The following is a 25,690-nucleotide window of genomic DNA, read 5'->3' as shown; positions in this document are numbered from 1 at the left end:
GGGCCTCCCTGAAAGCGATCATCAAAACAACGGGTTACCAGGTCTTGCTCAACTTGAACCATACGGTGCGCGCGTCGCCGTAGCCGCAAGTGAATTCGCCGCCGCAGCCCTTCACATATTCCTTGTCGAAAAGGTTGGTAACGTTGACGGAGCCTTCCCAGCCTTGCTTCTTGTATCGGATCGCCGCGTCAAACACGGTTGCATCAGGAACCTTCAACGTGTTCAGCCGATCTGCCCAGCTTTCGCCCTGGTAACGCACGCCGCCTCCGACGCTGACACCCTCCAGTGCGCCCTGCGTTACGGTATAGTCGACCCACAGTGCGGCGGTCGTATCGGGTACTAGATATGGCTTCTTGCCAACATAGGCTGCGACAATGTCCTCCTTCACTTCGAGATCGGTGTAGGAGATCGAGCCGAGAAGCTTCCAATTGTCGTTGAGGTTGACCTTGGCCTCCAGCTCGATACCGCGGGATTCGACTTCGCCGATCTGATTGGCAAGGAAAGTCGCCGGGTCAGTCACGACGACGTTGCGACGGTTCAACTGGAAGAGCGAGGCCGTGAATGTGCCGTCGATAAAGGTCGGGTCGTACTTCAGGCCAATTTCGTACTGCTCGCCTTCTTCCGGTTCATTGTTCGGGGTGGCGCTCGGAGCGACCGTTGGATTGAAGAAGGTGCCCACGCTGGCGTAAGGCGTGAGACCATTGTCGAATTCGTAGGCGATGCCGATGCGACCGCTGGCCGCCGAGTTGTCGTAGCTATAGCTGCTATAGGTCGAACTGTAGGCCGTCGGGCGGTTGTCGGTGTCGGTATTGACGAAATCGTAGCGCCCGTTGAGCGTAATGAGCCAGCCGTCGTCGAAGCGGATCTGGTCCTGGGCGTAGATGCCGAGCTGTTGCTGGGTGATCAGCTGGTTGCTGTAAATCCGGTTGATCGGCTGGGGGGCACCGTAGACGGGGTTGACCGGGTCAATAGACGTGGCGAGCGTGGATGCCTGCACGTTGTCGAGCTGATAGTACTTGTAGTCGAGGCCGACCGTGACCTCGTGATCGAGGGCGCCAGTCTGAAAGTCGCCTTCCAGATGGTTGTCGATTGCGAACGTGTCGACCTCGGAATGCCCTTCGAAGCCGAGACGATTGAGCTGGAAATAGCCCGGATCGAGAGGGTCCGTTGTATTGACATAGCCGTAGGCGTAGGGACCCACCTCGTATTTCTGCAGGTGGCCATAGCGGGCATTCGATGAGAACTTGATGCCGCTGTCGAACTCGTGTTCAAACTCGTAGCCCCCCATCTGCTGGTCATATCTGCCGGTATCGATGTCCGGTTCACCAGGGAAGAAGGCGCGATCGATCTTGCCAAATGGAGCATCGACCACGGTCCCGACATAGGGGAAAAATCCGTTGCCGACGTGAACCTGATTAAGCGCTCCCGCATAGGCCCAGGCCGTGAGCGTCGTGCCATCGTCGGGCGAGACGGTCACCTGCGGCATGACGAATCCGCGCAGGTCGTGGGAGAAGTCCGAATAGTTGTCGCCACCCGCGATCTTGCCGGTGAGGCGATAGGTTACCGTGTCACTTTGGCCAAGCTTGTCGGATATATCGAAGCCGGTGAAGGCATTTCCGTCGGTGTTGATGCCTGCCTCGGTGTAGTAGAACGGCTCGTCCGTGGGGCGTTTGCGGACATAATTCACGATGCCGCCAGCGTTGCCTCCGCCATAGAGCACCGATGCCGGACCCTTCAGTACCTCAACCCGCTCCAGCATGAAGGGATCGATCTGGAAGCCACCGAAGCCATAGGTAAAGAGCTGCAGTCCGTCGAGATAGACGCCAGTCTGCGTCGCGTCGAAACCGCGAATGTAAATCCAGTCGGTGTCGGCATCGACACCGAAAGGAGCAGCCGTGACACCGGGCGTATAGCGCAAGGCCTCGTCGACCTTGTTGACGACGCCGCGGTCGTCCATTTCCTGCCTTCCGATGACGGACACAGCCTGCGGGACTTCGTTGAGCGGCGTGTCGGTCTTGGATCCCGTCGTCGTTTCCTTGGCGACGTAGCCCTTTACCGGCCCGATAGCGCCGTTGCCGACGCTCTGGCCCTGAACGACGATCGGCGCAAGCGCTGTGTCGGCGCTCTCTGCCTGCGCCGCCGCTGCGGCGCAAAGACCAATCATCGCTACGCTCGCGCCCAGAGCGCGTCGCATGCGCTGTAAACCTTTTACTTCATGCATTCCAAAGACCCCACTCATGCTATTCGTCGGCGGCCGTTAGGCGTCGGCTTAATAAGATGAGCGATTAACTCAAATTTAATGGCCAGGCTTGGCGCGATCGGTGGCGATTGAATGATTTTGGGCGTTTCCAAAATTCGTGGGCAGATCTTTGCAAAAATGCATCACTTGCACTGCGATCTCTGCCAACGAGCCGGTGTCGTGCCGACATGTTTGCGAAAGACACGGGTGAAATGCGCCTGATCGGAAAAGCCGGTCTCTACGGCGATGGCTGTCAACGCCTGTGCCTCATTGCGGAGCAGCTGCTTGGCTCGCTCGAGCCTGGCGTTCATTTGCCAATCATGCGGGCTCGTGCCGGTTGAGGCCTTGAACGAATGGCTGAAATGCGACTGCGATAGCCCCGTCAGTTCCGCCAGCTCGTGGAGACGTATGTTGCGGGCGCAGTTGTCCTCGATGAACTCGGTGGCGCGCCGCAACTGCCACGAAGCAAGGGCACCGCGTTTGCGCGGCGGCGTCTTTGCCATCTTCAGGACGTCGATCAGCAGTGAAAGCGCCAGGCCGTCGCCATAGAGATCGTGGAGTGGAGCAGCGCTTGCAATCTCCGAAGCGATGAGCTCTGCGAGGGCCATGATCCGCTGGTCGAAAAAGAGCAACTGCGGATCCTTCAGCTTCTGCGGATCGATATCCTCCATCAGCCGCTGGCCGAGGACGTCGGCATCGAAATGGATATCGAGATGGCGCATCGATTGCACCTCTCTGATGTCTACCCAGAGCTCCATCTCCGCCGGGATATAGGAAATCGGGCTCGCCCGTCGGTCTTGGGGAGCGCCGGCGGCGGTCGAGGAAAGCTTGACGAAGGGGCGGCCGCGTCCGAGATGGTCGAGAAGGATGAAGAGGCGCGGATCGCGCGCCACGTAGTGACCACCCGCGTAAGCGCTGCACTCGACATCCCAGAGATCGGCGGTAATGCCGTTCCAGTTGCGACGCCTGAGCCCGCCAACGACCGAGAAACCCTCGATCGCGTTCTGCATGCGCGGCTGAAATGTCATGGCGATGTCCTGTAGGCGTAAAACATGTGCGTAATTATCAAGTTTATTGCATCGCATCAATCGCCACGTTTTTGTTTTTCAGTGGCTCCTCATCTGCGCGTCATGCAGACGGTTGTATGCGCCGCGTTTGGCGATGAGGTCCTGATGGGTGCCTTGCTCGACAATTCCGTTGGCGTCGACGACGACAATGCGATCCGCGCCCTGGATGGTGGCAAGCCGATGAGCGATGACCAGCGTCGTGCGTCCCTCAGACAATTCGCTCAGCGATCGCTGTATTGCTCGTTCCGTCTCCGTATCGAGAGCAGACGTCGCTTCGTCGAGGATCAGGATCGGAGGGTTCTTCAGGAACATGCGGGCAATCGCGACGCGCTGCTTCTGGCCGCCTGAAAGCTTGACGCCGCGCTCGCCGATGACCGTATCGAGACCGGCGGGAAGGCCCGCAAGCATCTCTTCCAGCCTCGCCCGCCTGGCGGCTTCGAGGATGTCCCTTTCGCTGGCGCCCAGACGGCCGTAGGCGATGTTCTCGCGAATCGTGCCGCCGAAGAGGAAAACGTCCTGCTGTACGATGCCGATCTGTTGGCGCAGCGACACCTTTGTCATGTCCCTGATGTCGACGCCGTCAATCGTGATGCGGCCACCGCCGACCTCGTAGAAACGCGGCAGCAGCGAACAGATAGTCGTCTTTCCGGCCCCCGAAGGGCCGACGAAGGCAATCGTTTCTCCGGCATCGATCGTCAGATCGACATGCTCGAACACGGGCGCTTCCGGATTGTATCCAAAAGAGACATCCTCATAGGCGATGGCGCCCTTGAGGTGATCAACCGCAATGGCGTCCGGCGCATCGGCGATATCCGGCTCGGTATCGATAAGCTCGGTGAACCGGCGAAAACCGGCGATTCCCTTTGGATAGGTTTCAATGACCGAGTTGATCTTTTCGACAGGACGGAAAAAGACGCCAACCAGAAGCAGGAAGCCGATGAAGCCGCCGGCCGTCAGCGTACCGGAAAGCACGAAATAGGCGCCGGCGATCATCACCACCATCTGCGTCAGCCGCATGCTCATGTAGCTCAGCGAACTGCTCGCTGCCATGAGCTTGTAGGCGTCGAGCTTGACGCGCCGGTAGCTCTGATTGTCTTTTTCGAAAAGTGTGCGCTCGTGGTTCTCGTTGGCGAAGGCCTGCACCACGCGGATACCGCCGACATTTTCCTCGATCCGCGTATTGAAGTCGCCAACCCGCTCAAAGAGGCGCCGGAAATTTTGGGTCATGCGGCTACCGAAGTGGCTCGTCACCCAGGCCGTCAGCGGCACGACGACAGCCGTTATCAGCGCCAGTTGCCAGTTGACCGAGAACATCAGCAGCAAGGCGCCGGCAAAGGTCATCAGTGCGATGAACAGATCCTCGGGCCCGTGATGGGCGACTTCGCCAATCTCCTCAAGATCCTTTGTCAGCCGCCCGACAATGTGCCCGGTCTTCTGGTTGTCGAAAAAGCTGAACGACAATTTCTGTATATGATTGAACGCCGCACGACGCATGTCGGTTTCGATATTGATGCCGAGCATATGGCCCCAATAGGTGACGACCGCCATCAGACCGGTGTTGATCACATAGATAACAAGAAGGGCCGCAGACGCTAGCAGGATCAGCAGCCATTCCTGGCTGAGCAAAAGCCGGTCGACGAACAACTTCACGGCCATGGGAAAGCCGAGTTCGAGCAGCCCCGAAACAATGGAACAGGAGAAATCGAGAATGAAAAGGCCTCGATAGGGCCGGTAATAGGAGAAGAAGCGACGCAGCATTCAAATACTCGCAAACGAATGGGGATTGGACTGGTCGGCCAAGAGCCCGCATCGTAAAAACATGACTGGATTTCTCCATATTGTGGAGCCGCCCGGCTGATAGAGCGTTGCGCGACCAAAAGCAATACGAAGCGGTTCGAGCCCACAAAAGGCCAGGTTACAGCGGATTGATGTAATTGGTGATCGCAACCTGGCGAAGCAAGACGCGGCGGATCACATGCGCTGCCTTGACATGATCGGTAAAGATTGCTGCGTCAGGGCGGCAGCAAGAGCCGGATCATCGAGACGAATGCGAACGACAAACGGCAGGCTCTGAATGGCCGTGGGTGCGATTGCCGTGCCTGACGTTCGGGCCTGGCCGCTGGCGACGGCCTGGATCACGCTTTCGACCTTGCCAGTATAGACCTTACCTGGCGCGAACTTGAAAGTTGCCTCCACAATCTGGCCAGGCTCGATATAGCGCGCGTTGATCTGCGGAATCTCAACCCCGATGATCGTGTCCGAGGTGTCAATGAACGCCATGACTGGAGACAACGGCAGGCTGGTAACACGCGCTCCCTTGCGAAGCGCAAGATTGGTGACGTAGCCGTCAGCCGGCGCACGCACCACCGTCTTGTCGAGATCCCATTGAGCGCCCGCTATTTGGGCCGTCAGCTGTTCGACCTCGGCCTGGCGCTGCTCGACGTCATAGGTTCTACCGGCACCGCTTGTCTGCAGCCGTGTCGTCTCTGCCAGTCGTTGCTTGTTGAGGTCCAGCTGTGCCTGAAAGGCGTCGAGCTTCGCTTGATAGGGCAATGGGTCGATCTTGAAGAGAATGTCGCCGGCCTTGAGCGGGGTATTGGCTACCACCGGCACCTCCGTGACCTCCCCGGCGACATCGGGGACGATTGCGACCGAATTGCGTACCACCAGCACCTTGCCCTGCGGCGCGCCCCAGCCCATTGGGACGAACAGGCCGATGAGGAGGAACAGAAGGACCAGGACCGGCGAGACTTTCCAGAACAGATTGAACGGTACGATCCGGAATTTCACCAGGCAAAAGAGAATAACAAGATAGACGTTGAGAAGGACGACGATCATCGCAGTGCCTCCGGCTTCGAGGCATGCGGAACGTCAACATGGGCCCAGATCAGGACGAGGGGCCAAAGCGCGAAGCCGAAAAAGAGCGTAACCCAGCCGCCGACGGTGACCGCATCCTTCCAGGGATGGTTCCGGCGCTTGGCGATGATGCTGGGAAGCATCGCCATAAAGACGATAACGAAAGCAGTGCTGGCCGTCAGCGCGACGAGCACGATCCAGGCGAAGATATCTATGATCATGATGTCATCTCTTCTTGATCCTGCGGAAGCCTGGTCTCGTTCAAGCCGTAACGGGAGTACACAACGGTAAACGCACTCGTAAACGCTGCTCGCCTGACTATTGAGATGGGCGTCTGGACAAACGCATTGGCTAGAGTCCTCGTGCGTCTGAAAAGCCGAACACGGCCTCGGATTTCGGAGCTGCTATTCGTGGCCTCGACGTCGTCGACGGCGGCCAAACCAAGATGGTCGCTAGCCGACGCTACAGCATACAACGGACGTTGCGGTGCCTGTTCGCCCTCGTCGTGGTAATATCCTTCGCTCCCCGTATCAAAAGGCGGGCAGAGGATGGAGAGGCGTCTCACCGCGATACTTTCCGCTGACGTGGTCGGCTATAGCCGTCTCATGGGGTTGGACGAGTCCGGCACGTTGGAACGGCTGAAGGCCTGCCGCCGGGAGCTGATCGATTCCACAATCGAAAAACACCATGGACGTATCATCAAGCTCATGGGCGATGGGGCACTCGTCGAATTCCCCAGCGTCGTGGACGCAGTCCAATGCGCAGCCGTTATCCAGCGCGAAATGCCCGATCGTGACCACGGCGTTCCGGAGGACAAACGCATTCGGTTTCGCATCGGTGTCAATCTTGGCGACATCATCGTAGAAGGTGACGACATTTATGGCGACGGCGTCAACATAGCCGCCCGTCTACAGGGAAAGGCAGAACCTGGTGGCATTCTCATATCAGGCACTGCGTTCGACCACGTGGCGCATAAGGTCGATGTCGGCTTCGCGGCTCTAGGCGAGCAGCGGTTGAGAAACATAGCAGACCCGGTTCGCGTCTATCGAGTTCTGCTTGACCCGGCCAAGACCGGCACGGTCATCCTCGCCCCTCGGCCGACGCGGGTCGTGATGTTGTCAGCACTCGCAGCGCTCGCAACGCTATTCATCGCTGTCGCTGCGGCTTTCGTCTGGCAATGGACCGCCTCAGCACAACGGCCATCTCTGGCAGTGCTGCCCTTTGCCAATTTGAGCGACGACCAGACTCAGGACTACTTCGCCGATGGCATCACGGACGATCTGATTACCGATCTCGCAACGCTTTCGAACCTTGACGTCATCTCCCAGAATTCCGTGTTTCCCTACAAAGGCAAGTCCCACGACCTGAAGCAGATACGGCATGACCTTGGCGTCCGCTTCGTCGTCGAGGGCAGCGTGCAGCGGAGCGGCGACCTGATCCGCGTCAACGCGCAACTGATCGATACCTTCAGCGGAAACCATCTGTGGGCGCATCGGTTTGACGGTGGCGCGGCGGACGTGTTTCAGGTGCAGGACGAGATGGGTCGGCAGATCGCCGATGCCCTCGGATTGAAGCTCACCCGCAGCGAGAGCGAACGCATCTCCCGTCCTCCGACCGCAAATCTCGAAGCCTATGACTACTATCTGCGTGCCGAGCAGGCGGCCCGTACCGGACGCCGTTCTCGGATGCTCGAGGCCCTGGCGCTTTTTGACAAGGCGGAAAAATTGGACGGCAGCTTCGCGGAAGCGTTCGCGGCCGATGCGCACGCAAGCGCCTTCGTTTGGCGCATGGCATACGACGACGTGCTTCAGAGCGCGCTGGCGCGCAAAAGGGCCTACGACAAGGCGAGCCGCGCTCTTGCGCTCGATCCCGAGCTTCCGTCACCGTATGCTGTCCTCGCCATCATGCAGGCTGTGGACCGACGATACGAGCAGGCGATCGCCTCGGCGCAGAAGGCCGTCGCCCTTGGATCGGCAAATTCCGAGGCCCATATGGCGGTCGCATATGTTCAATTGGTCTGGGGCAAGCACGCCGACGCCGCCGCTGCTGTCGAGACAGCTCTAAGGTACGATCCGAATCCCTCCGCCATCGACAGATACACATCCGGAATGGTGTATTTTCTCCAGCATGACTACGAGAAGGCGACCGACAGCTTCCAACGCGCCCGTGATAGCTCCGAGAACAACGGCGACTTCATCACTCCCCTCGTCATGGCATATGTCCGCGCTGGCCGCATCGAGGACGCCCGTGCGACTGTTAAGGAACTATCACGGCTACGGGGCGGCCGCGAGTGCCTCGCCGGATGGCGGCTCGCAAATGCCAATTTGAGAAGTGAGGATCTTTCGTTTACCCTGGACGCGCTGCGCGATGCTGGCCTGCCTGAGTGGCCGTTCGGCTTCCATGGAGACGAGCAATCGCGGCTGATGGGTGGAGAAATCGCTTCTACCGTCCTGGGCAAGGTCCTTCGCGGTAAGACCGAACCATCTAAAGGCCCTGCGATCATGCAGGTCCAGATGGACGGCAAGGCCGCATTCCGCTCGCCAACCCAGATGATGACCGAGACGGTTTCCGTCAAAGGCGACTTCCTTTGCGAGCAAAGCGAAAACGCCTTCGGCCAGCCCGACTGCGGTCCGGTCTATAGACACGCCAATCCCGCCGACGGAACGAGCTACGCCTACGTGAACTCGTCCAAGGTCTTTTACTTTTCGGCCGCTGATTAGCTGTCGCTCGGTATCAGTGATACTGATCCCGCTCGAGATCGGCGGCGACCTTCGGCCATGCGGCATCTGCCTTTGCCACGATATCCGCCGGATTGGCGGCAAAGCCCTCCGCGTCCGTCTTGTCATACATCAGGTAAAGCTTGCCGTCGACGATCTTAAAGGCTTCAGGGTCGACGTTGACTGTGACGGAGCCGTCGCTAACCTCGCCCGTGCAGTAGCCGCCGTACTGAGGTGCGTATTTAAGCGGCTCGCTCATGAACATCTCGCGGTGCTTTGAATTGGCGAAATGCCACGGTGTGCCCAGCCAGTCGTAGGTGAATTTATCCGAGCCTTTTGTCGCTTTGCCTTCGGTGAAGTAGGCGACCGTGTCGTAACCCATGATGGCAACGCCGCCGAAGTAGCCCGTGTTCACCGAGTCGTCCGCCATCGCCGGAGATCCTCCAACAGCCCATGCGGCGAGGCCGACGGCTGCTAAAAAACGAAGGCATTGTTTTCCGCTTCCAGAGTGCATCTTCGCCTCCTCTTCAATCATGGATTTCCATGCATTTCTCATAAAACTCTTTTTCCCGTAGAACGCTGAGCGGAGGACATTCCACGCCATGTCGTTTGAACAGCCTGACGATGTCGAAGTTGCCCTTCCATATGGCCCTGGCGATTGGTGTGTAACCGTGGGACTCGGCGTGGGCTGCATCGGCCCCCTTGGCCAACAGGAACTCGGCAAGGGCGACGTGGTTCTGTTCGCCAGCAATCATCAGCGGAGTAACCCCCGCTTTGTTGGACGCATCGTCGAGAACCGCTCCGTGGTCGAGCAGCAGCTTGCTGATCGGTACGCTTCCCGCGTACGCAGCAGCATGAAGAGCGGTGAAACCGCCAGCGTTCCGAGCCATGACGTCGGCGTGCTTGCCGATCAGCAAGCCCACGATAGCGAGCTGGTCGCCGAGCGCGGCATTGATAAGGGGTGTTGCCTGGTCTCTCGTTCGGCTGTCGACATTAGCCCCTGCGGCCAGTGACCGCTCGACGGCTATGGCGTTTCCTTCCGAGACGGCGTCGAACAAGGGATCGGTCGCGGCCGTTACTGTCGCTGCGAAAAACAACGCTACCGATGCAAGCAACCGGCGCATGGCTTCACCTCGGAGTTTCGCGAAACAATACCACAGCGCCCACTCATAGGATAGGCGGACGCTCGTCGTGGTCGACTTCGAGCGATCGCAAGCCGCACGCTGTGGTTACCGCGTTTGGAAGTTTGCGCTAGTATATCGTGGGCGGAGATGGATGCACATGAAGCGCCGGGCGTTTCTTCTAGAGACGGCGAGATACGTGGCCGGCATGGCAGCCATGGCAACGCTGCCCTCCCTTGATGCCGAGGGGTTTGCGAGAGCGGCCCAAATCCAAAGCGACGTCCGGCGACTGCACACCGAAAGACCGGCTCTTGATACGGATTGGGGCCAACTTGATTGTTATCTTGCCCGCCCCGACGACACCGCGCCTCACCCTGGTGTAGTGGTGGTTCATGACAAGTTGGGTCTGACGCCGCACCTCGAGGAAGTCACCAGGCGTCTGGCACTCGATGGTTTCGTTGCTTTGGCACCTGACTATGCGTCGCGTTTTGGGGGGACTCCGAGCGAGCGTGGTCCCGCCCTCGAAACGGTGGGCATGGAGACGAGGTCGGATATGCTCGCTGATACCCGATTGGCCTTAAGCTGGCTGAAATCCAACAGCGTTAGTAACGGGAAGATTGGCGCGGTCGGCTTTGGCCTCGGCGCGACGGCGATAGATGACCTTGTCACCAAAGGAACCGATCTCGACGGCGCGGTCATCTTCTACGGACACCCGCCGTCGATCACGAATGCTGGGACGATCAAGACGCCTCTCCTCCTCAACCTGGCGGGCAAAGACCAGTTCGTAGATCCCGAGATTCCGGCGTTTGTCGATCTTGTAAGGCGGAGGGGGCTGAAAGCTGAGATATTCAGCTATGAGAACACGGAGCGCGGCTTTGACGACGACAACGACAGCGCGCACTATTCAGCCGGAGCAGCAAAGCTAGCCTGGTCGCGTACGATCGAGTTTCTGAAGGTGACTTTGCATGTGTCTTGAGTAAGCCTCGCCAGCTGCGACGATCAGGCGGCAACGACGTGGACTGCTGTCTGCGCTTCTGCGGTGCGGGCGGAATTGGCACGTAGAACCTGCCGAACGTCTCGGCAGCACCCGATCGGCCACAGTGGAGCGATCGAGATCAATGCCCTGGCGGCTCATGAACACTGGTTACCAATAGTCCCGGAAACGTCTCTAATGCCGTAAGAAAGCCCGGCTCGTTTAGTGACGGCAAGTACCCGCCCTTTCTGAACTTCAAGACGAACCGCAAGCTCTGCACGAGTACAAGCTCGTTCCACTTTGCGAGCCGATCTGATTAGATTGGAACAATCTGCGGCCGCGAGGCGTATCTGTCCGATTTCACTATGCGCTCTTCGAGCACCATCTGGACGGAGAAGAAAAATGCCCGCGGAAAAAAAGACCACCACGAGACCTCTCGTTGCTGACGGCGCCAAGATCGGCGAGCCAGTGCCGCGCGCCGTCGTTGACGTAAACACGGCTTCCATCGGAATTCGCCCGCAACCCGAGTTCAATGCCGATGAGGAGATCGGCCTTCTCCGGTCGCAGGTGGAGATCCTTCGCAGGCAAGTGGCCGACGCTTCTGCGGCCGTCAAGACCGGCGCTAGTGTAGCTGTCCGACAGACAAAAGCGACCGTAAAGTTATATCCCGTATCCAGCCTGGTGACAGTTGCCGCCGTCGCTGCGATATTCGGTTTAACGATCGCCGGGCGATTGCAAGCCTCGGCGCGACAGTCCACTTATGACCGCGCGCTCGATGATATGCGCGACCTTTACGACAAAATACGCGGCCGGTTCTGAGTACGGTGTATCCGTCGCAGCGACGCTGCTGGCCGCCGCCGGCAGCGGGTGAAACCTTTGACGAGGACGGGACTATATCATCGGGCAAGGGTGATACTGCCACCTGCCCATGCCTTCTCGCAGCTCCAGGTTTTACCGGAAGTCCGCTGCGGGGGCGGACGGCGCCGCGGCGCTGTCCGGTCCGACATTTCTATGAGAACACCGTCGAAATGTGGGCCCGGTGCTATTTCTGGCGCGCCCACGCAGCTAGGGACGCACCTCTTCCTTCACGAGCGTCGCCGCGTTAGATTTGGCTCGACTAGATGAAAATGTGTCCGCCCGGCCAAGGAGGTGTGATGCCCGCGAGGACGACCGTGATGTTTGCGCTTGTTGCGCTTCCGGCTTTCGCGGCCAGTCCARGCCCGATCGAAGCGCACTACGAGTGCTCGACCGGTACGCGTCTCAGCGCAACTTTTTCCTCACCCACCGTTTCGCCGGGAAGTGTCATCCTTGTCTTTGCGGGCGCACGACGCTTGATCATACTGCCGCAGGTCGTTTCGGCCGATGGCGGCCGTTACGCCAATAGCGATATGGAATTCTGGATCAAGGGCAAGGAAGCCACATTGACGCGCGAAGGGAAGCGAGAAACATGTCACACCGACTGAGCCTGTTGCCAGGCGTCGGGGAAGGTCGCCGCATCGCACGGTGCAGGGTGAACTGAATATCCGGGAAAAGGAGGCAATCGTGAGTCTCAGGCCGCCACGATCAATCTCAGGACAGTCGAGCACCGGGTTGAGCCCCTTGGAATACGAACTCGCTTCCGCGCGGGCGGACGCATTGGGCCGCCAGGGCCGCAAGACGGAGGCCGCGTTGGCAAGGCTTGCCTCCTGGTCGCCGGAGACCAATTGCGGGACCGACAGGCAAACCCTCCTCGATGACGCTTCCGACGCCGTCTGGGCCTTGTTCATCCAGCGCGAGATGTGCGGCTTCCACAATGATAGGGATGTCATAAGGCTTTATCAGATACCCGGCGAGGTTCTTGCAAGGCTTGGCGCAGCCCACAAATGACAAGCATGCATCGCGGAACCTGGCGTTGCGCCCTCGCGAGTTCTGCAATGGCCGAGGCTGCCGACCATGTTCCCTGTGGTTGCGCCGTATCCTAACCTTCACAAGAATGTAACTGGCGGATTTCCCCGCTTTGCTGCTAGCTTGCCTGAGCTGCATGTGCGTTGGGGGACGGCTTTCAGCCGGTAGTTGTATGTCTTACGATCTCGAGGTGAATGGTAAGAAATACGCCGTCGATGTTGATGGCGATATCCCACTTCTATGGGTCCTTCGCGACAGCATAGGTCTCACCGGAACGAAATTCGGCTGTGGCATTGCCATGTGCGGTGCTTGCACGGTGCATGTCGATGGCGTGCCAGTCAGGTCGTGCGTGATGCCGGTGGCAGATGCGGTGTCCAAGTCGATCACCACCATCGAGGCGATTGGCGAGACTGCCGAAGGCGCACGGATCCAGAAAGCCTGGCTCGACATCGATGTCGTTCAATGCGGTTATTGTCAGTCTGGACAGATCATGTCCGCGACAGCGCTGCTGGCGGCAAATCCGTCGCCGACAGACGATGATATCGATGCGGTCATGGCCGGAAATATCTGTCGATGTGGCACGTATCCGCGCATTCGAGCCGCGATCAAGCTGGCTGCGGCGGGGTGATGCGATGTCTCTTCACGACAAAATCAACCTTTCCGTCTCACGCCGGCACTTTCTGATCGGCGCATCGCTAACGGGAGCGGGCCTTGTCATTGGCCTACGGCCTTCGCCCTCACATGCAGCAGAGGCGTTTGAGCCCAACGCCTTCATTCGGATCCCTGCCGAAGGCAAGATTGTCCTGGTCATGCCCTCCGTAGAGATGGGACAAGGGATCTACACTTCGGTTGCGATGCTGTTGGCGGAAGAGCTGGAAGTCCCTCTCGATCAGGTGGTTCTCGAGCATGCGCCTGCCGATCCCACGCGGTATTCGAACCCCTTGCTGGGCGATCAGATCACTGGCGGTTCCCTTGCCATTCGCGCCGTTTACGACCAGATGCGCAAGGCGGGAGCCGCTGCGCGCATCATGCTGGTGAATGCTGCAGCCCGTGGTTGGGGCGTGGAACCGGATAGCTGCAAAGCCGAGGCGGGACACGTCGTCCATACGGCGAGTGACCGCCGGACTACCTATGGCAGCCTGATTCAGGCTGCTGCGTCGGAGCCTGTTCCGCAGGAAATGCCGTTGAAGCCTGCGTCGAGCTTCAAGCTGATCGGCCAATCTATCAAGCGTCTGGACAGTCCGCAGAAGGTCAACGGTACGGCGAAGTTCGGTATCGATGCCCGTCCGGAAGGCGTGTCCTACGCCGCAATCACCATCTGTCCCCATTTTGGCGGCAAGCTGCGTTCGGTCGACGACGGACCGGCCATGGCGGTAAAGGGCGTCAAGCAGGTCGTGCGCATTGAGGATGCAGTCGCGGTCGTGGCCGACAACACGGGTGCCGCACGCAAGGGGCTGGCAGCACTTTCCCTTGAATGGGATCCAGGCGTCAGCGGGGATCTCTCGCTTGCCGATCTCGAGAAGCGCATGGAAGATGCCGTCAGCGGCAATGCTCTGCCACACATAAATGAAGGCGACGTCGCCAAGGCGGAGGCCGAGCACGGACCTCCCGTTGAGTTCATCTACCGCCTGCCGATCCTCACACATTCGGCGATGGAGCCAATGAACTGCACGCTCCACGTCCGAACCGACGGTTGCGACGTGTGGGTCGGAACCCAGGTCCTAGGACGTGCGCGGCAGGCGGTCGCCGATGTGACGGGGCTGCCCTTGGACAGGGTCATCGTACACAATCATCTGCTGGGCGGCGGCTTCGGGCGCCGGCTTGATGTCGACGGCGTCATTCTGGCGGCGAAGATCGCCAAGCAGGTGCAGGGCCCGGTCAAGGTCACCTGGAGCCGCGAGGAAGATATCCGCCACGACTGCTACCGCTATCTCAACTACAGCAGGCTCACGGCAACACTCGGTGCCGACGGCATGCCCGTTTCCTGGCGGCACCGGGTGATTGGGCCGTCCGTCATGGCGCGCTGGCTGCCGGCCTTCACCCGCGACGGTATTGACCTCGATAGTATGGGCGGCGCGGAGTCGCCCTATGCAATCCCTAACAAATATACGGAATTCGCCCGACACGAGGCGCCTGATGGAATGCTGACGGGCAACTGGCGCGGCGTCGGCGCAACACGCAACATCCCCGTCATTGAAGGCGGGATTGACGAGTTGGCCCACGCCGCGAACATGGATCCGCTCGAATACCGCAGGCGGCTGCTTCAGCATAAGCCGCGTCTCCTCGCAGCGCTCAATCTCGCGGCAGAGAAGGCCGGTTGGTCAACCACCCTTCCGCAGGGAAAGGGAAGAGGTATCGCCATTTCGGAGGATTTTGGTAGCTTTGCTGCCACGATCTCGGAGGTAAGCGTCGGAGAGGACGGCACGCTCAAGACCGACCGTATCGTTTGTGCCGTCGATTGCGGCCAGGTGATCAATCCTGACACGGTGGAAGCCCAGATACAGAGCGGCATCATCTACGGGCTGAGTGCAGCCCTCTATGGTCGCATCACGGTCCGCAATGGTGCTGTCGTGGAAAGCAACTTCGACGATTCTCCGGTTCTCAGAATATACGAGACGCCGAAGATCGAGGTCCACATCGTGCCGAGTTCCGAGGCCCCAGGTGGCATAGGGGAGGTCGGCACACCAGGTGTCGCGCCATCGCTTTTCAATGCGATCTTCATGGCAACCGGCAAGCGGTTGCGATCGCTGCCCATCGACCAGAACGACTTGCGGAGGGTGTGATGGTGAAGAAGCGGATCGTCGCTGTGCCGTTAGCCGCCATTCTCGGCACGGCTGCTATTGCTGCCCTTGTCGGCCCCCTGGACGGCTACGCCGAAACATCGGACGGCGGAGCCCTCAAGGCCGTCTCCGACTTTGACGCCATCGCGGACACCAGCGCGCGCTCGAAGGCCATCTTTCAAGAGGCGAGCCGGGTCCTGACGCATCCGCGCTGCATCAACTGCCACCCGGCGACGCGTAGCCCGACGCAAGGTGAAGACAAACATCCGCATGTGCCATTGATGAACGCCAGCCAAAGTCCGTTGGGCCCGGCGGGGCTTGCCTGCAGCACGTGCCACGGTGCTGAGAACCGTCCGATTGTTGGCAGCCGCCTGAAATCCATTCCGGGCAATGCGCACTGGTCGCTGGCACCGGCCAGTATGGCATGGCAAGGGCTAACGGTGGGTGAAATATGCAGGCAGGTGAAAGACACGAGCCGGAACGGCAATCGGTCTCATGCCGATCTCGTTCGCCACATGGGTGAAGACCATCTGGTAGGGTGGGCATGGCATCCGGGCGCGGGACGTAGCACACCTCCAGGCTCACAGGAGGCACTTGCCGCCCTGATCGCCGCGTGGACGAACACAGGTGCCGAATGTCCCGATTGATCTCTTGCCGCCTTCGGCAACAGGGCCCGTTTCGGCTCTCCAGTTGCAAGCAGTTTGCACCTGCTACTGGTTCCTGCGACAGCTTTCCTATGGAAGTTGTGCGATCGACCGCAGGTATTCTGCGCTCGTCGTGGGAAAGCCAAAGAACTCCAGATAGGCCGGTATTTGCTCGAACAGCATGTCCGTCCCGACCTGAAAGGCGCACCCCCGTTCGCGGGCTGCCGCGAGAAACGGCGTGATTTCCTCTTTCATGACGACTTCGCCGACGAAAGTGGTGGGTGAAAGGCGCGATACGTCAAGCGGCAGGGGATCGTCCTTGCGCATCCCGAGGGGGGTCGCGTTGACGACGATGTCGAAACCGGCTGGATCGGTTGAACCCATGCTCACCTCAGTCATTGGGTAGTGTGTCTTCAGCCGGTTGCCGAGTCCCGCTGACGTAGCCGGGTTGTCATCGTAAAGCGCAATCCGTCGCGCGCCGGCTCCTGCCAACGAGGCAGCGATCGCGGAGCCGACGCCGCCAGCACCCACGATCAGCACCTGGGCTCCCGCCACCCGTTGTCCCTTGCGCAACAAGCCGCGGACAAAGCCTTCACCATCGAACATATCGCCGATTAGCTTGCCATCCGGCTGAAGTCGTACGGCATTGCAGGAGCCGGCAACCTTGGCGTTAGTCGAGACCCCATCGAGCAATCCGATCGTCGTAATCTTGTGCGGCATGGTGATGAGGGCACCATGGATGTTCGAGAGCCTGAAGATAAGCTTGAGAAACGAAGGATAGTCTTCCGGCTTGCAGCCCATCGGTACGACGACAGCGTCGATGCCGCTCTTTTCGAAATAGGGATTGTAGATGAGGGGTGCCTTGAAGGATTCTGTCGGATAGCCGAGGTGCGCGATAAGCTTTGTGGTTCCGGTGATCATATCAGGGGCCTCACGCTGCGTTCACCCAGCTGGATCGTTTCGCCCGAGCGCGCGGATGACTTGATCGCCTCGATGACGCGCAAGGTGGCGAGACCTTCCGCTCCGCTAACAAGCGGTTCTGCCTCGCGGCGAATGACGTCGCAGAAGTGACGAAGCTGTATCGCCAGCGGGTCGGCAGGTTCAAATGGCACGCGCTCTTTGACAAGCGGCTCCAGCCAATCCGGTTTCGACGCATTGGTCCAAAGCGCAAGCTGGGGAATGGCGAGCGATCCCCCGGTCCCACCAATCTGGTAGCAAGATTGATCCTGCTGCGGAAAGGCGGGATTCTCTGCCGTCGTCATCTCAAAGCTCCAGGGAGACGGGACGGCGTCGGATGCATTTAACGTTCCAAGGACACCGCTCGCGAAACGAAGCAGGATAGCAATGCTATCCTCGACGGAGTGCATGCGGACCGAATTCGTTTCCATCGCATGGACAGCGTCCACCTCTCCGAAGAAATAACGGAAGAGATCAACGTCATGGATCAGGTTGATGAAGGCTGGCCCTGCACCTTCCTCCCGGCGCCAGGAGACATCGAAGTAACCGTCCGGCTTGGCAACCCAGAATGTTCCCTGAACGGTCAGGATCTTGCCGAGCCGACCACTGTCCAGGATTTGCTTTGCTTGTCGTATCATCGGGTTGTGGCGGCGATGGTGACCAACGAGGATAGGGACACCTGCCTTTGAACCTGCAGCGACAAGAGCCACCGCTGCTTGCGCCTTGTCAGCAATCGGCTTTTCGACAAGGACCGGAATTCCTGCGGCGATGACATTAAGGGCGTTGGTGACATGAAGCTGGTTCGGGGTGGCAACGATGACGCCGTCCGGTCGGTCGCGTGCTATGGCTTCGGCAAACGTTGAAAACCATGCAGCACCCTTGCTTGTCACAAAGTCGCGCCCGGCATCGGAGGGATCGATCACGGCCGATAGTGTCGTGCGCGGCTCGGCCAGAATGCCTTCGATATGGCGCCTTCCGATAAGACCGGCACCCATCACCGCGATCTTCAGGGGAGGCGTCTGCGATTGTGCTGACATGAAAATTCCCTCACAGATCCTAGTTGCGCAGGATTTCACCGAGGAATTTGCGTGTGCGCTCATGGCGGGGGTTGGTGAAGAATTCCCCCGGTGGCGCTTCCTCGACGATCGCGCCGCTCGCCATGAAAATGACGCGGTTTGCAACTTGCCGGGCGAAGCCCATTTCATGCGTCACGCAGACCATCGTCATGCCTTCGTCAGCAAGGCTGATCATGGTGTCGAGGACTTCCTTGACCATCTCCGGATCGAGTGCCGAGGTTGGCTCATCGAAGAGCATGATCTTCGGCCGCATGCAGAGCGCCCGCGCAATCGCGACACGCTGCTGTTGGCCGCCGGAAAGCTGCACAGGATATTTGCCGGCCTGTTCGAGGATCTTGACCCGGGCAAGCAGAGAACGTGCGCGGTCTTCGGCCTCCGCCTTTCCGACGCCAAGCGCCCGCATCGGGGCCAGCATGCAGTTTTGCAGCACGGTCAGATGCGGAAAGAGATTGAACTGCTGGAAGACCATGCCGACTTCGCGGCGGATCGCATCGATCGCCTTTGCCTGGTTTCCGAGCAGGATGCCGCCGACGCGGATTTCGCCCTTCTGATAGGTCTCCAGATGGTTGATGCAGCGGATGAGCGTCGATTTTCCACTGCCGGAGGGGCCGCAGAGCACGATTCTCTCGCCCTTGCGAACGGACAGGTTGATGTCGTGCAGGGCTTGAAAGGCGCCATACCATTTCTCCACGTGGCTCATGGTGATCATGGTCTCGGCGGTCGATGCGGGCGAAGGACTGTTCATGGTTCCGTCTCTTTCGTGGTCGGCGCCGGAGATCACCGCGATGCCGCGGCGAACTTCCGTTCAAGACGGGCACCGAAGATCGTCAGCGGGCAGCACATCAGGAAATACAGTGCGCCCACGATCCCGAAGACCGTCAGCGGCTCGAAGATCTGGTTGGAAATGATGTTGCCGGCGCGGGTAAGCTCCGTGAAGCCGACGATGGAGGCGAGCGAGGTTCCCTTGATCAACTGCACCAGGAAACCGATCGTTGCCGGCAGCGAGATGCGCAGTGCCTGCGGCAGGATCACGTCCCTCATGCGCGAGACATATTTGAGGCTGAGTGCTCTTGCGGCCTCGCTCTGGCCGCGCGGAACCGCTTCGATCGAGCCGCGCCAGATTTCGCCCAGATAGGCGCTGGCATGCAGGGTCAGACCGATGGCAACTGCCACCCAGGCATCGAGCTTGAAGCCGATGAGGGCAAGACCGTAATAAACCACGAAAAGCTGCATCAGGAGAGGAGTGCCTTGGAAGACCGCGATGTAGCCGGCCGTCACTCGCTCCAGCAGCGGAATTTCCGAAGTCCGGGCGAGCGCCACACCAAGCCCGGCAATGCATCCGCAGACAAAGCCAACCGCGGACAAGACGACGGTCCATTTCAGACCGATCAGAAGGAAGACGAATTCTTCGCTGCCCATCGATTGCTCCTACTTGACCGGATAGGTGAAGTAACGTGCCGAAAAGAACGCAAAGAGGCGCATCATCAGCCAGGAAATGACGAGGTAGAAAACCGTCACCGTGAAATAGACCTCGAAGCTGCGGAAGCTTTCGGACTCGATGCGCTGCGAAACCGAGGTGAGCTCATAGGCAGAAATTGCCGAGGCAATGCTGGTCGACAACGTCAGCAATACGAACTGGCTGGTCAGCGAGGGATAGATCGCCCTGAGCGCCGGCTTGAGGATGATCAGCCGGAAGACCTGCGTCTTGTGCAGACCAAGAGCGAGGCCGGCTTCCATCTGGCCCTTGGAGATCGACTGGACGCCGCCGCGGATAATCTCGATGGCGTAGGCGCCGCCGTTGATCCCAAGAGCAATGATCGCCGTTGGCGTCGGATCCAGCCTGATGCCTGCAAGTGGAAGGGCGAAATACAGGAAGAAGATCTGAACCAGGAACGGCGTGTTGCGGATGAGCTCGACAAAGCTGATCACCAGCCAGCGCAGCGGCTTGTAGCGAGAATCCCGCAAGGCCACACCGCCTATGCCGATCACGATTGCCAGCAGCATGCCACAGATTGCAAGCAGCAACGTGCCGAGACAGCCAAGCAGCAGGCTTGGCAGGCCGTCAATGACAGGCGTGAAATCCAGCGTGTAGTTCATCGCGTCTCCTCAATCGCGTCCGACCATGCCAGCCATGGCCTGGATCGCCAATTCATAACCAGCCGCTCCAAAGCCGATCATGATTGCCGTCGCGACGCGAGAGATAAGGGAATTATGGTAGATGCTCTCGCGCGCATGCACGTTCGAAATGTGGAGCTCGATCTTCGGGTGATCGAACGTCTTCAGCGCGTCGAGTAGCGCAATCGACGTGAACGTGTAGCCCGCCGGGTTGATGATGATGCCGCAGGCCTCGTTGCGGGCCTGATGCACGCTCTCCACCAGTTCGCCCTCGAAATTTGTCTGGCGAAAGTCGACGTCGAATCCCAGGTCGTTCGCCTTGACGAGGCATTTTTCCTTGATGTCCGCAAGCGTTGTCGTGCCGTAGATGGCGGGCTCCCGCTGTCCGAGCAGGTTCAGGTTTGGCCCGTTGAGCACAAAAATCGTCTTGTTCATGATTGCGCTCCTCGAAACGCGCAAAGCCGTGCGTTCGGCGTCGCGACACCGTCGGCGGGCATCGAAACGCCCGCCAGTCTGCTTTTGCTTACGCGCTGTGGCTCAGTTTGCGGTGAACGGAATGCCTTCGAGGCTCGCGGGGAATTCCGGAACCGGCACCTTCATCCACTTGTCGTAGATCTTCTTGAGCTCGCCATTGGCCTTGATCTTGTCGATGAAGGCATTGATCGAAGCGTTGATTTCCTTCTCGCCAAGCCGCGTGCAAGCGCCATTGTAGAGCTTCTGGAACTCAAGCTTGTTTTCGAACTCGCCCGGACGAGCCTTTTCGACACGGTCCATGTAGAAGATGTTGCCGCCAAGCGCCTGGACCTGGCCGGACACAAGCGCCTGGACGCTGGGCGCATCACCGTCGAAGCGGCGGATCGTGGCGCTCTGGGGTGCATTCTTGGTGACCTGGGTATCTTGAGCCGCACCCTTGGCAACGCCAATCGAAAGATTGGCCATGTCATCATTCGTCTTGACCGACATGGACTTCGGCGCAATCAGCACGATGGCGTTGGCAACGTAGGGCTTGCTGAACTGAACGGCTTTGGCACGCTCCGGCAGCATGGCCATCGTCGCGAAGAGAACATCGACACGACCGGTTGTCAGAGCGGGAATGCGGTTGTTGACTTCCAACGGCACGAACTCGACAGAGACGCCGAGTTCCTTTGCGTAAAGCGTTGCAATATCGGCATCGAGGCCGTCCTGCTTGCCGCCTGATGTCACGAAGCCCCATGGCGGGTTGTCGCCCTGAATGCCAACGACGAGCTTTCCTTTGGCCTTGATTTCTTCGGGGGTGACTGCGGCAGCGGGGGTGGCGAGCCCGATCGCAGCCACGACAGCAGCGACACCCAGCATCGCGTTTCGGCGCGTCAGCATCGACTTGAACATTGATTCCTCCTCCTTTGAACGGTCGCTTGGACCCAACAGTCTTCCTCTCCCGACTGCCTGTTCAGCTTTTTGCCAGAGGATCGTGCGCAAATCAACCGAGTTTTTGAAAATCATATGAGACTTTTGATTTGACCAATTGATTTGAAATGCTCACGACATTTGACATAATGCCATGATCGGGGCGGCGCGTGAGGCGCAATCGGCTGCTCGCAGCGCTCTCGTGGCACCAACGGAAAGGTATTGGGTTATGAAGACCTCGATTGCGACGGTGACGCTCAGCGGTGAACTGCCCGACAAGCTTGAGGCCATTGCACGAGCAGGGTTCGACGGCGTGGAAATTTTCGAAAACGACTTCCTTGCCTTTGATGGAAGCCCCGCCGATGTCGGCAAGATGGCGGGGGATCTGGGCCTCAAGATCACGCTCTTCCAGCCCTTTCGCGATTTCGAAGGCATGCCCGACACACTTCGAAGCCGCACCTTCGATCGGGCGGAGCGTAAGTTCGACGTCATGCAGGAGCTCGGAACCGACATGGTTCTTGTCTGCTCGAATGTCTCGCAGGCGGCCCTTGGCGGCATTGATCGCGCGGCCGCCGACTTTCACGAACTGGGTGAACGAGCGGCCAGGCGCGGCCTCAAGGTGGGCTATGAAGCGCTTGCCTGGGGGCGCTATGTCAATGACCACCGTGATGCCTGGGAAATCGTGCGACGCGCCGATCATCCGAATGTCGGGCTCATCCTCGACAGCTTCCATTCGCTCTCGCGCAAGATCGACATCAACTCGATCCGTTCCATTCCAAAGGAGAAGATCTTCATCGTCCAGCTGGCCGATGCGCCGCTGATCGACATGGATCTGCTCTATTGGAGCCGCCATTTTCGCAACATGCCAGGCGAGGGCGATCTGCCGGTGACAGCGTTCACCGAGGCGGTCGCCTCGACCGGGTATGACGGCTATTTCTCGCTCGAGATCTTCAACGATCAATTCCGCGGCGGCTCGACGCGGGCCATCGCTGCCGATGGCCATCGCTCCCTGATCTATCTGGCAGATCAGGTTCGTCGCAATGTCCATACCCCGATCGGCGCCGCCATGCCGGAGCGGGCAGTGGTCAAGGGCGTCGGCTTCGTCGAATTCGCCACGGACACAGACGAGTCCGTCGAACTGGTCTCCCTCTTGCGGACCCTCGGTTTCCGCAAGGCGGCAATCCATCGGTCCAAGAAGGTCACGCTGTTCGAACAGGGCAGCATTCGCATTCTGGTCAACACAGATCCGCTTGGCTTTGCCAGCGCAGCCTATGCGGTCCACGGCACATTTGCTTATGCGATCGCACTCAATGTCGAGGATGCCGCAAAGGCCTATCAGCGTGCCCTTGCTCTGGACGCAGAACCATTCCGACAGCCTGTTGTCGATGGGGAGCTCGAATTTCCCACTGTCCGGGGTGTCGGCGGCGGCCTGATCTACCTCATCGACGACACGAGCCCGCTTGGCCGGTTCCCGGAGATCGACTTCGAGGCGGTTTCGGATGAAAGCGGCATCGTTGGCGCCGGACTGCTGCAGTTCGACCACGTCGCCCAGACGGTTGCCTATGACGAAATGCTGACCTGGCTGCTCTTCTACACATCGATCTTCGAAACCAGAAAAACGCCGATGGTCGATATCATCGACCCGAGCGGCATCGTGCGTAGCCAGGTCGTCGAGAATGAGCCCGGTACGCTGCGGATTACCATGAATGGTGCCGAAAACCGCCGTACGCTGGCGGGGCACTTCATCGCCGAGAAATTCGGTTCGGGCATTCAGCATCTGGCGTTTTCCACCGATGACATTTTCGTCACCGCCAGATCACTCCGTAGCCAGGGCTTCAAGCCACTCCATATCTCACCCAACTATTATGATGATATTGAAGCCCGCTTCGGACTTGACCCCGATCTGACCGAGCGCCTGAAAGCAGAAAACATCCTCTATGACCGTGACGAGCACGGAGACTATTTTCAGCTCTACAGCGGCACCTATGGTGAGGGCTTCTTCTTCGAAATCGTCGAACGACGCGGCTATCGGGGCTATGGGGCACCAAATGCCATTTTCCGCATCGCAGCACTCAAGAAGCAGATGCGGCCCGAGGGCATTCCGAAGGACGCCGTCTGAGCGGCGCCTCGTCAGGCAATGCGCCCGCTCCTCAGAACGTGTGCCACGCCGCTCTCTATATGTCGGCGGATGACAGAACGGGCGCCTTCGACGTCACGCTTCAAGGCGAGTTCGAAGAGGAGCTTGTGGTCTTCGACAACCGCCCGGCCGCGAAAGCTCTGGGCAAGCATATGATAGCGCAGAAACCTGTCGAACACCGAAGATAGCGCCGCCATGAGCGTGGCCGAATTGCAGGCCGATACGATCGCCTGGTGAAACTCCCAGTCATAGCGAACCCAGTCGATGGTACGCGAGGCATCGCCCGCAAGCAGCTTCTTTTCCGCAGCCGCCAGCTTATGGTGGGCGGCAACGATGCGTCCCTCCCACTCGAGATTTCCAGCCGAAAAGGACAATCCGATCGCATGCGTCTCCAGCACGGTGCGAAGATCGGCAAGCTCCTCGAGTTCCTTGCGGGTCGCGGGACTGACTTCGAACCCGCGCTGGCCCTCGGCCAACACCAGGTTCTCCGTGGTCAGGCGGCTCAATATCTCGCGCAGTGACGAGACACTGATGGAATACCGCTCCTTGGCCTGCTCAAGCTTGATCTTTGCACCAGGCGCCAAGGTCCCCGAAATGATATCCTGACGGATCTGTCGAAAGACGATGTCGCTGACGGTCTCGGCTGTTTCAGCAGCAATTTTGAGCATGAGATCCTCTGCTTTGATCAAGCGCCAGGGTCGGCATCTATCACGTTTGTGACGGAAGGGCCGATAGCGATCCCTTCTCGAGCGCATGCTCGACGCCGCCTTGTATGTGACGCTGCAGGATTTTCTTTGCCGTCTTGCTGTCGCGTTGCAGGGCGGCTTCCAGGAGCTGCCTATGTTCCTGCTCGGCAACACGTCCACGGTAAGACAGCGCAACCATCTGGTAACGCAAGTACTTGTCGAAGACGGCCGAATGGGTCTCCATGAGCAGACGCGATCCACAGGCGGAAATCAGCGCTTGGTGAAACTCCCAGTCATAGCGCTTCCAGTCTTCCGCCCTGCTGGAATCGCCCGAGGCCATGACCTCTTCCATGCGTGCCAGCTTGTAGTGGGCAGACACCAGCCTCGCTTCCCACTCTACATCGCCCTGTTCGAACGACTGCTCAAGCGCATGCTCTTCGAGAAGCAAACGGAGAGCCGCAACCTCTTTCAGGTCAGCAACCGACACGCGGGCAACCTCAAAACCCCGCTGTCCTTCAGCCACGACGAGCCCCTCGGACGTCAGGCGGTTGAGAATTTCCCGCAGAGTGCTGACGCTCGTCTCGTAGGCACTCTTCAAATTATCAAGCTTGAGCTTCAGGCCGGGCGCAAGGCGGCCGAAGATTATGTCCGCCCGTATCTGCCTGTAGCTGCTTTCAGCGACAGTTTCGTCCGCAGTCTCTCTCCGCACGCCTATCTCCGATATTTTTCCTTTCGTCATATATATCCGCATGACTAGGTCGAAGACAATGCCGATCGTCTGGTGTCGGATCCGCCTAGAATGCGCAATCAGTTGGCCGGCACGCAGCGGTCAAGACATGGCTCGAAGGAAGAAACATTTCACATCGCCGGAACGGCAATCGCATCTTGCTGTAATTTAGCAACGCCTTAAAGAAAACAGTGTGGCATTGTCGAAATTCGCGCGCTGGTTGGTGGTGCGGCGCCATGCTGGATTCTACCTTTCTAGCAGGCTTCGGTTGAGGGAGTGAGATCGATCGAAGCTCGGCATACAGCAGGGGCATTCAACCGTGCCA

24 protein-coding genes and 1 pseudogene are annotated in these 25,690 nt (G+C 59.2%); 9 read left to right on the top strand and 16 right to left on the bottom strand.

From position 1 onward, the window contains the following. Positions 1-34: 34 nt before the first annotated feature. The 5 genes and pseudogenes from AC1DE4_RS22150 to AC1DE4_RS22130 all read right to left on the bottom strand — a co-directional run bounded on the left by AC1DE4_RS22150 (position 35) and on the right by AC1DE4_RS22130 (position 6,383). On the bottom strand, positions 35-2,194 hold the full coding sequence (locus AC1DE4_RS22150; protein ID WP_477883067.1) for a TonB-dependent siderophore receptor: 2,160 nt from the start codon (positions 2,192-2,194) through the stop codon (positions 35-37). Positions 2,195-2,382: 188 nt separating this feature from the next. Next, on the bottom strand, positions 2,383-3,267 hold the full coding sequence (locus AC1DE4_RS22145; protein ID WP_477883064.1) for a helix-turn-helix domain-containing protein: 885 nt from the start codon (positions 3,265-3,267) through the stop codon (positions 2,383-2,385). 78 nt (positions 3,268-3,345) lie between these two features. After that, complete coding sequence (locus AC1DE4_RS22140) at positions 3,346-5,064, bottom strand: ABC transporter ATP-binding protein (protein WP_477883062.1); 1,719 nt, start codon at positions 5,062-5,064, stop codon at positions 3,346-3,348. 157 nt (positions 5,065-5,221) lie between these two features. Then, positions 5,222-6,144 (bottom strand): annotated as a pseudogene (locus AC1DE4_RS22135) (HlyD family secretion protein). Then, positions 6,141-6,383, bottom strand: a complete 243-nt coding sequence (locus AC1DE4_RS22130; protein WP_477883060.1) for a DUF3302 domain-containing protein — start codon at positions 6,381-6,383, stop codon at positions 6,141-6,143. The pseudogene AC1DE4_RS22135 and the gene AC1DE4_RS22130 overlap by 4 nt, the downstream one beginning before the upstream one ends. A gap of 327 nt (positions 6,384-6,710) precedes the next feature. Here AC1DE4_RS22130 and AC1DE4_RS22125 point away from each other — a divergent pair, with 327 nt between their 5' ends. Then, positions 6,711-8,882: an adenylate/guanylate cyclase domain-containing protein gene (locus AC1DE4_RS22125; protein ID WP_477883057.1), complete on the top strand. Its 2,172-nt coding sequence runs from the start codon at positions 6,711-6,713 to the stop codon at positions 8,880-8,882. 13 nt (positions 8,883-8,895) lie between these two features. On the opposite strand, the gene AC1DE4_RS22120 is transcribed toward AC1DE4_RS22125, so the two are convergent. Together AC1DE4_RS22120 and AC1DE4_RS22115 are read right to left on the bottom strand one after the other, a co-directional pair. Beyond that, the gene (locus AC1DE4_RS22120) at positions 8,896-9,414 is read right to left on the bottom strand and encodes a YHS domain-containing (seleno)protein (RefSeq protein ID WP_477883055.1); all 519 of its coding nucleotides are present in this window, start codon (positions 9,412-9,414) and stop codon (positions 8,896-8,898) included. Further along, positions 9,407-10,003: an ankyrin repeat domain-containing protein gene (locus AC1DE4_RS22115; RefSeq protein WP_477883053.1), complete on the bottom strand. Its 597-nt coding sequence runs from the start codon at positions 10,001-10,003 to the stop codon at positions 9,407-9,409. Before AC1DE4_RS22115 ends, AC1DE4_RS22120 begins: the two co-directional genes overlap by 8 nt. Before the next feature lie 205 nt (positions 10,004-10,208). Between AC1DE4_RS22115 and AC1DE4_RS22110 the strand changes: the two genes are divergently transcribed. The 7 genes from AC1DE4_RS22110 (at position 10,209) to AC1DE4_RS22080 (ending at position 16,284) form a co-directional block, all read left to right on the top strand. Next, positions 10,209-10,976 (top strand): dienelactone hydrolase family protein, encoded by a 768-nt coding sequence (locus tag AC1DE4_RS22110; RefSeq protein WP_477883120.1) that lies wholly within the window; start codon positions 10,209-10,211, stop codon positions 10,974-10,976. A 399-nt stretch (positions 10,977-11,375) separates the two neighbouring features. Next, positions 11,376-11,792 carry a hypothetical protein gene (locus AC1DE4_RS22105; protein WP_477883051.1) on the top strand — a complete coding sequence of 139 codons (417 nt, stop codon included), beginning with the start codon at positions 11,376-11,378 and terminating at the stop codon, positions 11,790-11,792. 335 nt (positions 11,793-12,127) lie between these two features. Then, positions 12,128-12,436, top strand: coding sequence for an MliC family protein (locus tag AC1DE4_RS22100; RefSeq protein ID WP_477883049.1), 309 nt, complete (start codon positions 12,128-12,130; stop codon positions 12,434-12,436). 79 nt (positions 12,437-12,515) lie between these two features. Further along, entirely contained in the window at positions 12,516-12,839 is a 324-nt protein-coding gene (locus AC1DE4_RS22095) for a DUF6665 family protein (protein WP_062369113.1), read from the top strand. Positions 12,840-13,029: 190 nt separating this feature from the next. Beyond that, complete coding sequence (locus AC1DE4_RS22090; RefSeq protein WP_025661608.1) at positions 13,030-13,485, top strand: (2Fe-2S)-binding protein; 456 nt, start codon at positions 13,030-13,032, stop codon at positions 13,483-13,485. 4 nt (positions 13,486-13,489) lie between these two features. After that, on the top strand, positions 13,490-15,640 hold the full coding sequence (locus AC1DE4_RS22085) for a xanthine dehydrogenase family protein molybdopterin-binding subunit (RefSeq protein ID WP_477883047.1): 2,151 nt from the start codon (positions 13,490-13,492) through the stop codon (positions 15,638-15,640). Next, positions 15,640-16,284 (top strand): Isoquinoline 1-oxidoreductase subunit, encoded by a 645-nt coding sequence (locus tag AC1DE4_RS22080; protein WP_477883045.1) that lies wholly within the window; start codon positions 15,640-15,642, stop codon positions 16,282-16,284. The genes AC1DE4_RS22085 and AC1DE4_RS22080 overlap by 1 nt, the downstream gene beginning before the upstream one ends. A gap of 87 nt (positions 16,285-16,371) precedes the next feature. Here the strand turns inward: AC1DE4_RS22080 and AC1DE4_RS22075 are convergent, their stop codons facing one another. From AC1DE4_RS22075 to AC1DE4_RS22045, 7 genes are all read right to left on the bottom strand, one after another. Further along, complete coding sequence (locus AC1DE4_RS22075) at positions 16,372-17,202, bottom strand: shikimate dehydrogenase family protein (RefSeq protein ID WP_477883043.1); 831 nt, start codon at positions 17,200-17,202, stop codon at positions 16,372-16,374. After that, positions 17,199-18,275 carry a Gfo/Idh/MocA family protein gene (locus AC1DE4_RS22070; protein ID WP_477883041.1) on the bottom strand — a complete coding sequence of 359 codons (1,077 nt, stop codon included), beginning with the start codon at positions 18,273-18,275 and terminating at the stop codon, positions 17,199-17,201. Before AC1DE4_RS22070 ends, AC1DE4_RS22075 begins: the two co-directional genes overlap by 4 nt. 19 nt (positions 18,276-18,294) lie before the next feature. Continuing rightward, positions 18,295-19,059 carry an amino acid ABC transporter ATP-binding protein gene (locus AC1DE4_RS22065; RefSeq protein WP_477883039.1) on the bottom strand — a complete coding sequence of 255 codons (765 nt, stop codon included), beginning with the start codon at positions 19,057-19,059 and terminating at the stop codon, positions 18,295-18,297. A gap of 32 nt (positions 19,060-19,091) precedes the next feature. Beyond that, positions 19,092-19,733 carry an amino acid ABC transporter permease gene (locus tag AC1DE4_RS22060; RefSeq protein ID WP_062369081.1) on the bottom strand — a complete coding sequence of 214 codons (642 nt, stop codon included), beginning with the start codon at positions 19,731-19,733 and terminating at the stop codon, positions 19,092-19,094. A gap of 9 nt (positions 19,734-19,742) precedes the next feature. Beyond that, positions 19,743-20,411: an amino acid ABC transporter permease gene (locus tag AC1DE4_RS22055; protein ID WP_477883037.1), complete on the bottom strand. Its 669-nt coding sequence runs from the start codon at positions 20,409-20,411 to the stop codon at positions 19,743-19,745. 9 nt (positions 20,412-20,420) lie between these two features. After that, a complete protein-coding gene (gene aroQ, locus AC1DE4_RS22050; protein WP_477883035.1) occupies positions 20,421-20,864 on the bottom strand; it encodes a type II 3-dehydroquinate dehydratase in 444 nt (147 codons plus the stop codon). A gap of 102 nt (positions 20,865-20,966) precedes the next feature. Next, complete coding sequence (locus AC1DE4_RS22045; protein WP_025661617.1) at positions 20,967-21,797, bottom strand: transporter substrate-binding domain-containing protein; 831 nt, start codon at positions 21,795-21,797, stop codon at positions 20,967-20,969. Between the two features lie 247 nt (positions 21,798-22,044). Here AC1DE4_RS22045 and AC1DE4_RS22040 point away from each other — a divergent pair, with 247 nt between their 5' ends. Next, the gene (locus tag AC1DE4_RS22040) at positions 22,045-23,934 is read left to right on the top strand and encodes a bifunctional sugar phosphate isomerase/epimerase/4-hydroxyphenylpyruvate dioxygenase family protein (RefSeq protein WP_477883033.1); all 1,890 of its coding nucleotides are present in this window, start codon (positions 22,045-22,047) and stop codon (positions 23,932-23,934) included. Between the two features lie 11 nt (positions 23,935-23,945). Here AC1DE4_RS22040 and AC1DE4_RS22035 read toward each other — a convergent pair whose 3' ends face one another. Together AC1DE4_RS22035 and AC1DE4_RS22030 are read right to left on the bottom strand one after the other, a co-directional pair. Continuing rightward, the gene (locus AC1DE4_RS22035; RefSeq protein ID WP_477883031.1) at positions 23,946-24,620 is read right to left on the bottom strand and encodes a GntR family transcriptional regulator; all 675 of its coding nucleotides are present in this window, start codon (positions 24,618-24,620) and stop codon (positions 23,946-23,948) included. 40 nt (positions 24,621-24,660) lie between these two features. Continuing rightward, positions 24,661-25,377, bottom strand: coding sequence for a GntR family transcriptional regulator (locus AC1DE4_RS22030; protein ID WP_051420092.1), 717 nt, complete (start codon positions 25,375-25,377; stop codon positions 24,661-24,663). Between the last annotated feature and the right edge of the window lie 313 nt (positions 25,378-25,690).

This window comes from Rhizobium sp. 10N414 (genome assembly GCF_056394785.1).
The sequence above is the reverse complement of the archived record's forward strand: the minus strand, read 5'-3'. Positions and strand labels throughout refer to the sequence as shown.

Bases quoted from the DNA above. Each gene is read 5' to 3' on its own strand.
- AC1DE4_RS22150 (WP_477883067.1), bottom strand. From the start codon at position 2,194: ATGCGACGCGCTCTGGGCGCGAGCGTAGCGATGATTGGTCTTTGCGCC.
- AC1DE4_RS22145 (WP_477883064.1), bottom strand. From the start codon at position 3,267: ATGACATTTCAGCCGCGCATGCAGAACGCGATCGAGGGTTTCTCGGTC.
- AC1DE4_RS22140 (WP_477883062.1), bottom strand. From the start codon at position 5,064: ATGCTGCGTCGCTTCTTCTCCTATTACCGGCCCTATCGAGGCCTTTTC.
- AC1DE4_RS22130 (WP_477883060.1), bottom strand. From the start codon at position 6,383: ATGATCATAGATATCTTCGCCTGGATCGTGCTCGTCGCGCTGACGGCC.
- AC1DE4_RS22125 (WP_477883057.1), top strand. From the start codon at position 6,711: ATGGAGAGGCGTCTCACCGCGATACTTTCCGCTGACGTGGTCGGCTAT.
- AC1DE4_RS22120 (WP_477883055.1), bottom strand. From the start codon at position 9,414: ATGATTGAAGAGGAGGCGAAGATGCACTCTGGAAGCGGAAAACAATGC.
- AC1DE4_RS22115 (WP_477883053.1), bottom strand. From the start codon at position 10,003: ATGCGCCGGTTGCTTGCATCGGTAGCGTTGTTTTTCGCAGCGACAGTA.
- AC1DE4_RS22110 (WP_477883120.1), top strand. From the start codon at position 10,209: ATGGCAGCCATGGCAACGCTGCCCTCCCTTGATGCCGAGGGGTTTGCG.
- AC1DE4_RS22105 (WP_477883051.1), top strand. From the start codon at position 11,376: ATGCCCGCGGAAAAAAAGACCACCACGAGACCTCTCGTTGCTGACGGC.
- AC1DE4_RS22090 (WP_025661608.1), top strand. From the start codon at position 13,030: ATGTCTTACGATCTCGAGGTGAATGGTAAGAAATACGCCGTCGATGTT.
- AC1DE4_RS22085 (WP_477883047.1), top strand. From the start codon at position 13,490: ATGTCTCTTCACGACAAAATCAACCTTTCCGTCTCACGCCGGCACTTT.
- AC1DE4_RS22080 (WP_477883045.1), top strand. From the start codon at position 15,640: ATGGTGAAGAAGCGGATCGTCGCTGTGCCGTTAGCCGCCATTCTCGGC.
- AC1DE4_RS22075 (WP_477883043.1), bottom strand. From the start codon at position 17,202: ATGATCACCGGAACCACAAAGCTTATCGCGCACCTCGGCTATCCGACA.
- AC1DE4_RS22070 (WP_477883041.1), bottom strand. From the start codon at position 18,275: ATGTCAGCACAATCGCAGACGCCTCCCCTGAAGATCGCGGTGATGGGT.
- AC1DE4_RS22065 (WP_477883039.1), bottom strand. From the start codon at position 19,059: ATGAACAGTCCTTCGCCCGCATCGACCGCCGAGACCATGATCACCATG.
- AC1DE4_RS22060 (WP_062369081.1), bottom strand. From the start codon at position 19,733: ATGGGCAGCGAAGAATTCGTCTTCCTTCTGATCGGTCTGAAATGGACC.
- AC1DE4_RS22055 (WP_477883037.1), bottom strand. From the start codon at position 20,411: ATGAACTACACGCTGGATTTCACGCCTGTCATTGACGGCCTGCCAAGC.
- aroQ (WP_477883035.1), bottom strand. From the start codon at position 20,864: ATGAACAAGACGATTTTTGTGCTCAACGGGCCAAACCTGAACCTGCTC.
- AC1DE4_RS22045 (WP_025661617.1), bottom strand. From the start codon at position 21,797: ATGTTCAAGTCGATGCTGACGCGCCGAAACGCGATGCTGGGTGTCGCT.
- AC1DE4_RS22040 (WP_477883033.1), top strand. From the start codon at position 22,045: ATGAAGACCTCGATTGCGACGGTGACGCTCAGCGGTGAACTGCCCGAC.
- AC1DE4_RS22035 (WP_477883031.1), bottom strand. From the start codon at position 24,620: ATGCTCAAAATTGCTGCTGAAACAGCCGAGACCGTCAGCGACATCGTC.
- AC1DE4_RS22030 (WP_051420092.1), bottom strand. From the start codon at position 25,377: ATGACGAAAGGAAAAATATCGGAGATAGGCGTGCGGAGAGAGACTGCG.